The organism is Streptomyces sp. TAA486, assembly GCF_000426165.1.
This window is the reverse complement of record NZ_AUEV01000019.1, coordinates 25,404-38,791: the sequence shown is the minus strand read 5'-3', so window position 1 is coordinate 38,791 and position 13,388 is coordinate 25,404. Positions and strand designations below refer to the sequence as shown.

Annotated in this window: 9 protein-coding genes; 7 read left to right on the top strand and 2 right to left on the bottom strand. The window is 70.1% G+C overall.

The window, feature by feature from the left end:
• The first annotated feature begins 184 nt into the window (after positions 1-184).
• The 7 genes from I004_RS35815 (at position 185) to I004_RS0124365 (ending at position 9,854) form a co-directional block, all read left to right on the top strand.
• Entirely contained in the window at positions 185-1,438 is a 1,254-nt protein-coding gene (locus I004_RS35815) for an ROK family transcriptional regulator (protein WP_051345402.1), read from the top strand.
• A gap of 212 nt (positions 1,439-1,650) precedes the next feature.
• On the top strand, positions 1,651-2,745 hold the full coding sequence (locus tag I004_RS0124390; RefSeq protein ID WP_028437643.1) for a substrate-binding domain-containing protein: 1,095 nt from the start codon (positions 1,651-1,653) through the stop codon (positions 2,743-2,745).
• Positions 2,746-2,866: 121 nt separating this feature from the next.
• Positions 2,867-3,634 (top strand): ATP-binding cassette domain-containing protein, encoded by a 768-nt coding sequence (locus I004_RS0124385; protein WP_486580244.1) that lies wholly within the window; start codon positions 2,867-2,869, stop codon positions 3,632-3,634.
• Positions 3,631-4,944 carry an ABC transporter permease subunit gene (locus tag I004_RS35810; protein WP_051345384.1) on the top strand — a complete coding sequence of 438 codons (1,314 nt, stop codon included), beginning with the start codon at positions 3,631-3,633 and terminating at the stop codon, positions 4,942-4,944. Before I004_RS0124385 ends, I004_RS35810 begins: the two co-directional genes overlap by 4 nt.
• Before the next feature lie 738 nt (positions 4,945-5,682).
• Positions 5,683-7,593: a 1-deoxy-D-xylulose-5-phosphate synthase gene (gene dxs, locus I004_RS0124375; protein ID WP_028437641.1), complete on the top strand. Its 1,911-nt coding sequence runs from the start codon at positions 5,683-5,685 to the stop codon at positions 7,591-7,593.
• Between the two features lie 147 nt (positions 7,594-7,740).
• Positions 7,741-9,258, top strand: a complete 1,518-nt coding sequence (locus I004_RS0124370; RefSeq protein ID WP_078511757.1) for a glycosyltransferase family 39 protein — start codon at positions 7,741-7,743, stop codon at positions 9,256-9,258.
• A 125-nt stretch (positions 9,259-9,383) separates the two neighbouring features.
• Positions 9,384-9,854, top strand: a complete 471-nt coding sequence (locus I004_RS0124365; RefSeq protein WP_028437639.1) for a pyridoxamine 5'-phosphate oxidase family protein — start codon at positions 9,384-9,386, stop codon at positions 9,852-9,854.
• Between the two features lie 141 nt (positions 9,855-9,995).
• Here the strand turns inward: I004_RS0124365 and I004_RS0124360 are convergent, their stop codons facing one another.
• On the bottom strand, positions 9,996-12,128 hold the full coding sequence (locus I004_RS0124360; RefSeq protein WP_028437638.1) for a 3-hydroxyacyl-CoA dehydrogenase NAD-binding domain-containing protein: 2,133 nt from the start codon (positions 12,126-12,128) through the stop codon (positions 9,996-9,998).
• Positions 12,125-13,345, bottom strand: coding sequence for a thiolase family protein (locus tag I004_RS0124355; RefSeq protein WP_028437637.1), 1,221 nt, complete (start codon positions 13,343-13,345; stop codon positions 12,125-12,127). The genes I004_RS0124360 and I004_RS0124355 overlap by 4 nt, the downstream gene beginning before the upstream one ends.
• Positions 13,346-13,388 lie beyond the last annotated feature (43 nt).

Sequence of the window (13,388 nt, the reverse complement as noted above, 5' to 3'; positions counted from 1 at the left end):
TGTCCGCTCACACTCCGTAGAATCCCCCACATGTGAGCGCCCACCTCGTTCAAGGTCTTGACGGGAGAGAACCGCTCGGGCTCTGCTTGGAGTTCAGGTGTTGGAGACATGCCGTTTCCCGAAGACTCGGTACGGCGGAGGGTCCGATGGTCGCGTCGGCCGTCGAGGCGGGAGTGGATCAGTGGTGGAGACTCCGGGGTCGCAGTCATCGCTGCACCGGGCGAACCTCGAGCGGGTCGTGCGGGCGGTACGCATGGCGGGCTCGCTCACCCAGGCGGAGATCGCCCGCACCACGGGCCTGTCCGCGGCGACGGTCTCCAACATCGTCCGGGAGCTCAAGGAGAGCGGAACCGTCCAGGTCACGCCCACCTCGGCGGGCGGGCGCAGGGCGCGTGCGGTGTCGCTGAGCGGCGACGCGGGCGCCGTCGTCGGAGTCGACTTCGGGCACTCGCACCTGCGCGTCGCCGTGGGCAACCTCGCGCACCAGGTGCTGGCCGAGGAGGCCGAGCCCATCGACGTGGACGCCTCGGCCGACGAGGGCTTCGACCGGGCCGAGCAGCTCGTCCACCGACTCATCGCCACCACCGGCATCAGCCGCGAGAAGCTGATCGGCGTGGGGCTCGGCGTCCCCGGGCCGATCGACGTGGAGACCGGTGAGCTGGGATCGACGTCCATCCTGCCTGGCTGGAGCGGCACACACCCGCGTGAGGAGCTGGCCTCGCGGCTCGGCGTGCCGGTGTACGTCGACAACGACGCCAACCTCGGCGCCCTGGGCGAGCAGGTGTGGGGCAACGGCCGCGGCGCGACGGACCTGGCGTACATCAAGGTCGCCAGCGGCGTCGGCGCCGGACTCGTCATCAACGGGCAGATCTACCGCGGCCCGGGCGGCACGGCGGGCGAGATCGGCCACATCACCCTGGACGAATCGGGCCCGGTCTGCCGCTGCGGCAACCGCGGCTGCCTTGAAACCTTCACAGCGGCCCGCTACGTACTGCCACTTCTGCACTCCAGCCACGGCACCGACCTGACCATGGCGCGGGTGGTCCAGCTGGCGCGCGAGGGGGACCCCGGGTGCCGCAGGGTCGTCGGCGATCTCGGCCGCCACGTCGGCAGCGGCGTCGCCAACCTCTGCAACCTGCTCAACCCCAGCCGCGTCGTCATCGGCGGCGATCTCGCCGAGGCGGGCGACGTGGTGCTCGGGCCCGTGCGCGACTCCGTCGCGCGGTACGCGATCCCCAGCGCCGCACGCCAGTTGACGGTGGTGCCGGGCACGCTCGGCGGCCGCGCGGAGGTGCTGGGGGCGCTGGCCCTGGTGCTCAGTGAGATGGGCGACGCGACGCTGCTGGAGCCCTCAGCCTCCGTCCCGGCGGGACGGACCGCCGGCGACGTCGACGGTGAACGCAGAGCCCCGGTCGGGGTCGTCGCGGCGTCCGTCTGACGAACGGGGCGGCAGGCGGAAACTGCTGGCCCTTCGCCTCCGCTCCGGATCCGTGCGGATACACAACGTGGCCTTCTGGGTTCATGGAGATAACGGATGGCATCGTTGCCGTCTCGTTAATGATTTACTTCTTGACGCCTGGCTGACCTGGGAGTTGACTTCCGACCACCTCGGCCGCAACGACGCGGCCTCGTCAGGGAGGTTGGAACCCCATGAACGCAAAGCTGCGTCGCGTCGTCATCGGTACGGCAGCCATATCGATGGCCGTGTCCCTCGCGGCCTGTGGCAAGGCCGGAGGCGGTGACGACGGCAACGGTGGTGACAACAAGACCATCGGTCTGCTGCTGCCGGAGAACAAGACGACTCGTTACGAGACCTTCGACCGTCCCCTCATGACGGACAAGATCAAGTCCCTCTGCAAGGACTGCAAGGTCAAGTACAACAACGCCAACCAGGACTCCGAGCTGCAGAAGAAGCAGTTCGACGCGCTCATCGCCCAGGGCGTCAAGACGATCATCCTGGACGCCGTCGACGCCCAGGCCACCAAGTCGTGGGTGGACCGCGCGGCGAAGAAGGACGTCAAGGTCGTCGCGTACGACCGCCTCGCCGAGGGCGACATCTCCGCCTACATCTCCTACGACAACGAGCGGATCGGCGAACTGCAGGGCCAGGGCCTGGTCGAGGCGTTGGGCGACAAGGCCAAGGACGCCAACGTCGTCATGATCAACGGTTCGCCGACCGACCCGAACGCGCCGCTGTTCAAGAAGGGCGCCCACAGCGTTCTCGACGACAAGGTCAAGAAGGTCGTCTACGAGCAGGACATCCCGGACTGGTCGCCGGACGAGGCGAACAAGAAGATGGGCGCCGCCATCACCAAGCTCGGCAAGGACGGCTTCGACGGCGTCTACGCCGCCAACGACGGCATGGCCGGCGGTGTCTCCACCGCCATGAAGAAGCAGGGCGTCAAGGACGTTCCGCTCGGTGGCCAGGACGCCGAACTCGCCGGTCTGCAGCGGATCATCAAGGGCGACCAGACGCTGACGATCTACAAGGCGATCAAGCCGCAGGCGGAGACCACGGCCGAGATCGCGGTGGCCCTGCTCCAGGGCAAGAAGATCGACGAGTTCACGCCCAAGAAGGTCGACAGCAAGAGCAAGAAGGGCGTCCCCGCCCAGCTGTACGACGCCAAGATCGTGACCAAGGACAACATCCAGGACACGATCATCAAGGACAAGGTCTACGAGGTCGGTCAGATTTGCACCCCGCAGTTCGCCAAGGCCTGCGAATCCGCCGGTCTGAAGAAGTGATCACCGGGGCCGCCGGTCCGCGGTCCCCTCTCCCTGAATGAATCGCAGGCCGCCGCCCCCGCCGTGAGCGGGGGCGGCTCCTGACGGAAAGATCGGAGTTGGCCCAGTGGCGAAGGAAACCGTGCTGGCGCTGCGCGGGATCTCCAAGCGGTTCGGTGCCGTCCAGGCACTCACCGACGTAGATCTGGAAGTACAGCCCGGCGAGGTGGTCGCCCTCGTCGGCGACAACGGCGCCGGCAAATCGACCCTCGTCAAGACCATCGCGGGCGTTCACCCCATCGACGAGGGCGGCATCGAATGGGAGGGCCGGCCGGTCACGATCAACCGGCCCCACGACGCCCAGGACCTCGGCATCGCTACCGTGTACCAGGACCTGGCGCTCTGCGACAACCTCGACGTCGTCGCCAACCTCTTCCTCGGCAACGAGGCCCGCCACGCCTCCATCCTCGACGAGATCGCGATGGAGAAGCGGGCGATGGAGCTGCTGGACACGCTCTCCATCCGCATCCCGAGCGTCCGCATCCCCGTCGCCTCGCTCTCCGGCGGTCAGCGGCAGGTCGTCGCCATCGCACGCGCGCTCATCGGCGACCCGAAGGTCGTGATCCTGGACGAGCCGACCGCGGCACTCGGCGTCGAGCAGACCGCGCAGGTCCTCGACCTCGTCGAGCGGCTGCGGGAACGCGGCCTCGCCGTCATCCTCATCAGCCACAACATGGCCGACGTGCAGGCCGTCGCCGACCGTGTCGCGGTGCTGCGCCTCGGCCGCAACAACGGCGTGTTCGACGTGGCGACCACCTCCCACGAGGAGGTCATCGCGGCGATCACCGGCGCCTCCGACAACGCGGTCACCCGCCGCCAGGCCCGTACCGAGAAGGAGGCGGCGCAGTGAGCGACACCGTCGACAAGGAGCGCGGCAGCGAGGCCGCCGACGCGAAGGACTCGGCACCCGCGAACGGCGACGCCGGGAACGGCGGCGCGGACCGCGTGGTCGACCCCCGCCTGCTCGTGCGCGAACAGGGCTTCGCCGGCTATCTGACGGAGTTCAAGCGCAAGGTCCGCGGCGGTGAGCTCGGCTCGCTGCCCGTCGTCCTCGGCCTGATCGCCATCGCCGTCATCTTCCAGTCGCTGAACGAGAACTTCCTCTCCGCGGGCAGCCTCAGCGACATCAGCATCTACATCGCCGGTACGGGGATCATGGCCACCGGCATCGTCTTCGTCCTGCTCCTGGGGGAGATCGACCTCTCGGTCGGTTCCGTCGCGGGCGTCGGGGCGGCCGTGTGGGCGGTGCTGAGCGTCACGCACGACGTCAACGACTGGCTGGCGGTGCTGATCGCCATCGTCTCCGGTCTGGCCATCGGCGCGCTGCACGGCTTCTTCTTCGCCAAGGTCGGCGTTCCCGCATTCGTGGTCACGCTGGCCGGGTTCCTCGGGTGGAGCGGTCTGCAGATCTGGCTCATGGGCCAGGAAGGCAGCATCAACACCCCCGAGAGCAGCGTCGTCGAGGACCTGACCGGCTACTACTTCGAGGACATCGCCGCCGCGTACGGACTGGCCCTCGTCGCCGTACTCGCCTACGCCGCCGCCCTGTTGGTGGACGCCAAGCGGCGCCGGTCGGCCAAGCTGCCGTCGCGTCCGGTCAGCGAGATCGTGGTGCGCACCGTGGTGGTGGCGCTGGTGGCCTTCGTCGCCGCGTACGTGCTCAACCAGTCGCGGGGCCTGCCGCTGGCGCTCGTGTTGTTCCTGGCGGTGCTCGTCATCGCCGACTTCGCGGTGCGGCGCACGACGTACGGACGGCAGATCTTCGCCGTCGGCGGCAACGCGGAGGCGGCCCGACGGGCCGGTATCAACGTGGAGCGGGTCCGCATCACCGTCTTCGGCATCGCGGGCATGCTGGCCGCGTTCGGCGGACTGTTCATCGCCAGCCTCTCCGGCGGCGCCACCAAGAGCCTCGGCGCCGGCAACACGCTGATGAACGTCATCGCCGCGGCCGTCATCGGCGGCACCAGCCTCTTCGGCGGGCGCGGCAAGATCTGGTCCGCGCTGCTGGGCATCCTGGTCATCCAGTCCATCCAGCAGGGCCTGAACCTGCTGGGCATGGCCAGCGAGATCCAGTACATGATCACCGGCGCGGTGCTGCTGGCCGCGGTGGTCATCGACTCCGTGTCGCGGCGTACGCAGAAGACGGCCGGACGCACCTAGAACGGCCGGCCGCATTCGCAGCCGCTCCGAAGCGGCGGAGGCGGGTTCTCCGGACCCGCCTCCGAAACGCTTCCGCCCGGGACCACGGTCCCGGTACCGCCTCTCCTGGGCCCGGGGCGGTGGGGCCTCCGCGGACATGTTCCGCAGGGGCCCCGCGGCGTGCGGCGGGTGCCCTCGCGGAACGACGTGGACCCGTTGAGGCGGGGTGCCCCTCGCCTCAACGGGGCCGCGGGCCGGGCCCTCTGTCGGCCTGTTCGGGGCATCCGGCCTTCCGATGTGCGCCCGAATCCCCTGGGCGGGGACAACTCCGGCTGAGCCCGTGGGCTTTCCCCTGAGGGCAACCGCGCACGCTCCGGGAGCGTCCTGCCCGGTGGGAGGCACCGGCCGGCCGTCACGCCGCGGCCGGGTCACCGTTCCGCGGGAGGGGGCGCCTCCTGAGCCGCCGCGCCCGGAAGGACGCCTCCGTTCCCCGGAAAGGGGGCTCTCCGGCGTGTGCCGGACTTGCTTTTCGCCCGGCAGCCGGGCCCGGCCGCCACTTGTGCCGCGTCCAGACGGGTGATCGATCTCGCACGGCCAGGAGACCCCGTCTGCGGTAGGAACATTAGACTCGTCGGATCGGCACAGCTCGATCACGCTCGAAAGCAAGGAGGCACCGTGGATAAGGGGCCGCGCCCAGCGCGTCATCCCGGGTCGGGGGCGGTGGAGTTCCCCAGGGCACAGCGCCGTGGAAGGTGGGATCTGCTGACCCGCGTCGAGGGACCGCGCGACCTCGACCAGCTTTCACCTGAGCAGTTGGAGCAGCTGGCCGGGGAGGTCCGCTCGTTCCTCGTCGACTCGGTCTCGAAGACCGGCGGACACCTCGGGCCGAACCTGGGCGTGGTGGAGCTGACCATCGCGCTGCACCGGGTGTTCGACTCCCCGAAGGACAAGATCCTCTTCGACACCGGGCACCAGTGCTACGTCCACAAGCTGCTGACCGGACGTCAGGACTTCGCCAAGCTCAAGAGCAAGGGCGGCCTCTCCGGCTACCCCTCGCGTGCCGAGTCCGAGCACGACGTCATCGAGAACAGTCACGCCTCAACCGTCCTCGGATGGGCGGACGGCCTCGCGAAGGCCAACGAGCTGCGCCACAAGGACGACCACGTCGTCGCCGTCATCGGTGACGGCGCCCTCACCGGCGGCATGGCCTGGGAGGCGCTGAACAACATCGCTGCCGCCAAGGACCGCCCGCTCGTCATCGTCGTCAACGACAACGAGCGCAGCTACGCGCCGACCATCGGCGGCCTCGCCAACCACCTCGCCACGCTGCGCACCACCGACGGCTACGAGCGCTTCCTTGCCCGCGGCAAGGAGGTCCTCAACCGCACGCCCGTCGTCGGCAAGCCGCTGTACGAGACGCTGCACGGCGCCAAGAAGGGCCTGAAGGACTTCATCGCCCCGCAGGGCATGTTCGAGGACCTCGGCCTGAAGTACGTCGGCCCCATCGACGGTCACGACCTCGCCGCCGTCGAATCCGCCCTCCAGCGCGCCAAACGCTTCGGCGGCCCCGTGCTGGTGCACTGCCTGACGGAGAAGGGCCGTGGCTACCAGCCCGCTCTGGAGGACGAGGCGGACCAGTTCCACCAGGTCGGCATCATCCACCCCGACACCGGTCTGCCCGTGAAGTCCTCTGGCGCCGACTGGACTTCGGTGTTCGGCGAGGAGATGGTCAAGCTCGGGCGTGAGCGCGAGGACATCGTCGCCATCACCGCCGCGATGATGCGCCCCGTCGGACTGCACGGCTTCGCCGAGGAGTTCCCCGACCGCGTCTACGACGTCGGCATCGCGGAGCAGCACGCCGCCGTCTCCGCGGCGGGCCTGGCCACCGGCGGGATGCACCCCGTCTTCGCCGTCTACGCCACGTTCCTCAACCGTGCCTTCGACCAGCTGCTGATGGACGTCGCGCTCCACAAGTGCGGCGTGACGTTCGTACTGGACCGTGCCGGCGTCACCGGCTCGGACGGCGCCTCGCACAACGGCATGTGGGACATGTCGGTGCTGCAGTGCGTGCCCGGCCTTCGGCTGGCGGCACCGCGCGACGCCGACCAGGTGCGCGCGCAGCTGCGCGAGGCCGTCGAGGTGGACGACGCCCCGACGGTGGTGCGCTACTCCAAGGGCAAGGTGGGCCCGCCCGTTCCGGCGGTCGGCCGCGTCGGCCGGATGGACGTGCTGCGCAGGCCGGCGGACGTCCAGCACCCCGACGTGCTGCTGGTGTCGGTGGGCGCGCTCGCCCCGATGTGCCTGGAGATCGCCGACCTCCTCGACAAGCAGGGCATCTCGACGACCGTCGTCGACCCGCGCTGGGTCAAGCCGGTCGACGAGGAGCTGGCGCCCTTCGCCGAGCAGCACCGCGTCGTCGTCACCGTCGAGGACAACGGCCGCTCGGGCGGCGTCGGTTCGGCCGTGGCGCAGGCACTGCGGGACGCGAACGTCGATGTGCCGCTGCGTGACTTCGGCATTCCCGAGCGCTTCCTCGACCACGGCTCCCGCGCCGATGTGATGACCGAGATCGGGCTCACCGCGCCCGACATCGCACGTCAGGTGACGGGCCTCGTCGCGAAGCTGGACGGCCGGTACGAGACGGAGACGGCCGAAGCCGCACGCGACTGACGCGCGCACGACCGCCGTTCGCAGGCAGTCAGCCAGGGCTGACGGCGGAACGACAATCAGCCGGCCGGCAGGGCCGGACCGGACCACTCGGGGTTCCGGTCCGGCCCTGCCGCATGCCGTCCCATGCGTCCCGCTAGCTTTGGTGCCATGCCGCCCCCGCGTACGACCACGGTGCCCGGACCCGGGGTCAGTGCTCACGCTCCCACCGGTCACGCGCCCCTCACGGGCATCCATGGCGGGGGCCGGCGGCAGTTCTGGGCGCGTCTGCTGCCCTTGCTGGCGCTGCTGACCGCGGTGACCCGGCTGCCGTCCTTCGCGCGGCCGCTGTGGAATCCCGACGAGGGGTATCTGGCCACGCAGGCACGTCAGTTGGCGGCCGGCGGAACGCTCTACGAGACCGTCGTGGACCGCAAGCCACCGCTGCTGCCCTGGCTGTACCGGGGCGCGTTCGCGCTCTTCGGTGACCGTTCGCTGTGGCCGCTGAGGGTGGCAGCGGTACTCGCCGTGCTGGCCGGTGCGGTGCTGCTCGCCTCCCTCGCGCGCCGCCGCTGGGGTGACCGTGCGGGACGTCTCGCGGGCGTCTGCTACGTCCTCACGTCCGTCGCCCTCGTCCCCGAGGACACGCAGGCGGCCACGTTCGAGGTCTTCATGCTGCCGTGGACGGTTCTCGCCATGTGGTGCGCGAACCGCGGGCGTTGGACGTGGGCCGGCCTCGCGGTCGCGGGAGCGGTGCTCACCAAGCAGACCGGCGGGGCCGTGCTGCTGCCCGTGCTGTGGCTGCTGTGGTCGGCACGGGCCGGATGGTGGCCCCTGGTGCGGCTGTCCGCCGGGACGGCACTTCCCGTACTGGCGGCGGCGCTGCTGTACGGTCCGGCACGCTTCCTCTTCTGGATGGCCACCGGCTCACAGAGCTACCTCTCGGCGGACGGCTCGGTGGGCTACGCGCTGGTGCGGGCCCTGGCCAACTGCGGTCTTCTCGTAGCGGGTTGCCTGCCCATGATGCTCGCGGTGCTCCACGCGGCACGCTCCGGCCGCATGCCGCCCCGGATGTCCGACGTGTGGGTGTGGCTGGCGGCCTCGGCGGTGGCGGTGACCGCGGGTTTCCAGTTCTTCGGCCACTACTTCCTCCAACTCACCCCCGCAGTGGCCCTGTTGGCGGCAGCCGCCCTGCAGCACCTCACCGTCCGCCCGCTGATCACCCTGCTTGCCGTCAACGCCCTGGTCGCCGCGAGCTTCCTCGCCTGGGGGCTGTTCCTCTTCCCGCGCGGCGAACTCGCCCACCAGCAGCGGCTCGCCGCCGAGGTCCGCGCACGGACCGCGCCGACCGACGGTGTGCTGCTGTGGGGCATGCACCCGGAGGGCTACTGGTTCGCCGGACGGACCCCCGCGTCCCGCTATCTCACCGCGGGCTTCCTCACCAACTTCAGCGGCGGACGCACCGGCGCGCGGGTGGGGGAGCGGTATGCGACGGAGGGGGCCTGGCCGCATCTCCGGCGCGAACTGCGAAGCAGGCCACCGGCGTTGATCGTCGACGACTCCCGGGGGAAGCCGTACGCGCTGCCGCGCACGCCAACCCTGCGGTCGTACGTTGCCCTTCACTACGAACGGGTGGGAACGGTCGACGGCGCGGTCCTGTACGTCCGTTCGGCCCCCGCAACCGGTTGAGCGCGGACGCGGGGCCCTCCGGGGTGCCTGGCGGCAAGCTGGTCCGCTACGAGGCGAGTGTCCGCCTTGCGACGTAGATCCGGCGCCGGATGTGGGCCGGGGGCCCGCCGTCATAACCTCCCCGCATGACGGCACCCGACTCTCCCTCCGGCGGACCCCGCAGCCCCCAGCGGCGCAAGCGCGAAGCGCTCGAACGACTGGCGAAGGACAACGACCTGTGGGCTGCCACGGCCGACGCCACAGGTGAACCGTGCCTCGTCCCGCTGGCCTTCTGGTGGGACGGCGAGGCGGTGTGGCTCTCCACCCGGGAGACCAATCCGACCGGACGCAACATGTGCGCCTCAGGCCGGGTCCGGCTCAGTCTCGGCCATACACGGGACGTCGTCCTGGTCCACGGCACCGCGCGCATGCTGACCCGCGACGAGCTTCCGGCCGAGGTGGGCGACGCCTTCGCGGCCAAGGATGGCTGGGACCCCCGCGAGAGCCACTTGTCGTACGTGTTCTTCCGGGTCGTCCCGCAGGTGCTGCAGGCGTGGGGGACGGCCGCGGAGATGACAGGACGGACCTTGATGCGGGATGGGAAGTGGCTGGTCTGAGGCCTGTCCAGAGACCCGATTCCCCTCGCGGCCCCTCCGCCTCCTTCGCCGTCGCGCGGGTGGCGCGGCCCGCGACGGCGAACGGCGCCCGCCCGCAAGTGCGTTGCGGACGGGCGCCGTTCCGGTTCTTTCGCCTGCCGGTCAGGCGGGGACGCTGGCGATTCCCGGCTCCAGGAAGCGGCGCCCGGTGGCCCGTTCGCTGACACCCTCACGGTCCAGGTACGGGGTGATGCCGCCCAGGTGGAAGGGCCAGCCCGCGCCGGTGATCAGGCACAGGTCGATGTCCTGCGCCTCGGCGACGACGCCCTCGTCGAGCATGAGGCGGACCTCCTGCGCGATGGCGTCCAGCGCCCGCTCCCGCACCTGCTCCTCGGTGAGCACCACGTCGCCCGTCTGGAAGAGCGCCTCGACCTCCGGGTCCAGCTCCGGCTTCGCGGCGCCGGGGATGTAGAGGTTGCGCTTGCCCGCGTCGACGACGCGTCCGAGGTTCTCCGAGACGCCGAACCGGTCGGGGAACGCGGCGTTCAGCGTGCCCGAGACATGGTGCGCGACGGCCGGACCGACCAGCTCCAGCAGCACGATCGGCGACATCGGCAGCCCCAGCGGAGCCAGCGCGCGGTCGGCGACGTCGACGGGGGTGCCCTCGTCGATGGAACGCAGCACCTCGCCGAGGAACCGGGTCAGGACGCGGTTGACGACGAAGGCCGGGGCGTCCTTGACCAGAACGGCCGTCTTCTTCAGCGACTTGGCCACGGCGAAGGCTGTCGCCAGCGAGGCGTCGTCCGTGCGCTCCGCCCGCACGATCTCCAGCAGCGGGAGGATGGCGACCGGGTTGAAGAAGTGGAAGCCGACCACGCGCTCGGGGTGCTTGAGCTTCGAGGCCATCTCCGTGACCGACAGCGATGAGGTGTTGGTGGCGAGGATCGCGTGCTCCGGCACGACCGCCTCCACCTCGGCGAAGATCTTCTGCTTGAGGCCCATCTCCTCGAAGACGGCCTCGATGACGAAGTCCGCGTCGGAGAAGGCGGCGGCCTTGTCCAGCGACCCGGTCACCAGAGCCTTCAGCCGGTTGGCCTTGTCCTGGTTGACGCGGCCCTTCAGCAGCAGCTTGTCGATCTCCTCGTGGACGTAGGCCACTCCCTTGTCCACGCGCTCCTGGTCGATGTCTGTCAGCACGACCGGCACCTCAAGACGGCGCGCGAAGAGCATCGCCAGCTGCGAGGCCATGAGCCCGGCGCCCACGATGCCGACCTTGGTGACGGGACGTGCGAGGGACTTGTCCGGAGCGCCCGCCGGCCGCTTGGCGCGCTTCTGCACGAGGTTGAACGCGTAGATGCCGCTGCGCAGTTCACCGCCCATGATCAGGTCGGCCAGCGCCTTGTCCTCGGCGTCGAAGCCGGCACGCAGGTCGCCGCTCTTGGCCGCGGCGATGATGTCGAGCGCGCGGTAGGCGGCCGGGGCGGCGCCGTGCACCTTGTCGTCGGCGATCTGCTTGCCGCGTGCCACGGCCTGGTCCCACGCCTCGTCGCGGTCGATCTCGGCGCGCACAACCTCGATCTCGCCCTTGAGGACGGCAGCGGTCCAGCGCAGCGACTGCTCGAGGAAGTCCGCGCCCTCGAACAGGGCGTCGGCGATGCCCAGTTCGTACACCTGCGGGCCCTTGAGCTGCTTGTTCTGGTTGAGGGAGTTCTCGATGATGACCGAGACCGCCCGGTCGGCACCGACGAGGTTCGGCAGCAGCGCACAGCCGCCCCAGCCGGGCACCAGCCCGAGGAAGACCTCCGGCAGCCCGAACGCGGGCACGGCCTGCGAGACGGTGCGGTAGTTGCAGTGCAGCCCGACCTCGACGCCGCCGCCCATCGCCGCGCCGTTGTAGTAGGCGAAGGTCGGCACACCGAGGTCGGCCAGGCGCCGGAAGACCGCGTGGCCGCCCTGGCCGATGGCGAGGGCGTCCTTGTGCTCCTTGAGCAGCTCGACGCCCTTGAGGTCGGCGCCGACGGCGAAGATGAACGGCTTGCCGGTGATGCCGGCACCGACGATCTCGCCCGCCTTCGCCTCCTTCTCCACCTCGTCGATCGCGGCGTCGAGGTTGGCCAGCGAAGCCGGCCCGAACGTCGTCGGCTTGGTGTGGTCGAAGCCGTTGTCCAGCGTGATGAGTGCGAAGCGGCCCACGCCGCCCGGCAGGTCGAGGTGGCGCACATGCGCCTGCGTGACGACCTCGTCCGGGAACAGTTCGGCCGCGCCCTTCAGCAACTCGGCGGTGTTGGTGCTCACTTGCCTGCCCCCTTGTGGTGCGGGTTCTCCCAGATGACGGTTCCACCCATGCCGAATCCGACACACATCGTCGTCAGCCCGTAGCGCACGTGCGGCTGCTCCTCGAACTGCCGCGCCAGCTGGGTCATCAGACGGACGCCGGAGGACGCCAGCGGGTGCCCGTAGGCGATGGCTCCGCCGTACTGGTTGACCCGCGGGTCGTCGTCGGCGATGCCGTAGTGGTCCAGCAATGCAAGCACCTGCACGGCGAAGGCCTCGTTGACCTCGAAGAGGCCGATGTCGTCGATCGACAGCCCGGCCTTCGCCAGCGCCTTCTGGGTGGAGGGAACCGGCCCGACGCCCATGACCTCGGGCTCGACACCGGCGAACGCGTAGCTGACCAGCCGCATCCTGACCGGCAGGTCCATCTCCTGCGCGAAGTCCTCGGCGGCGATGAGCGAGGCGGTCGCACCGTCGTTGAGACCGGCGGCGTTGCCCGGCGTGACGCGGCCGTGCGCGCGGAAGGGGGTCTTCAGCCCGGCGAGGCTCTCCAGCGTGGTGCCCGGACGCATCGGCTCGTCCTGCGTGGCCAGGCCCCAGCCGGTCTCCCCGCCCTCCTCGTTGGTGCGGCGGACCGAGATCGGCACGAGGTCCTGCTGGATCTTGCCGTTCGCGTAGGCCTTGGCGGCCTTCTCCTGGCTGCGCACCGCGTACTCGTCGGCGCGCTGCTTGGTCAGGTGGGGGAAGCGGTCGTGCAGGTTCTCCGCGGTCATGCCCATGAACAGCGCGGACTGGTCGACCAGCTTCTCCGAGACGAAGCGCGGGTTGGGGTCGACGCCCTCGCCCATGGGGTGACGGCCCATGTGCTCGACACCGCCCGCGACCACGACGTCGTAAGCGCCGAAGGAGACGGAACCGGCGGTGCTCGTCACCGCGGTCATCGCGCCGGCACACATGCGGTCGATGGAGTAGCCGGGGACGGTGTTGGGGAGTCCGGCGAGGATCCCCGCCGTGCGGCCCAGGGTCAGGCCCTGGTCGCCGATCTGCGTGGTGGCGGCGATGGCCACCTCGTCGATGCGCTCGGGCGGCAGGTCCGGGTTACGGCGCAGCAGTTCGCGGATGCACTTAACGACCAGGTCGTCTGCCCTGGTCTCGTGATAGATGCCCTTGGGGCCCGCCTTGCCGAACGGTGTGCGGACGCCGTCGACGAAGACGACGTCCCTAGCGGTACGAGGCACTTTGGCTCTCCTCCAGTGCGGTGCAGTTACGCCGTGCGGCGCG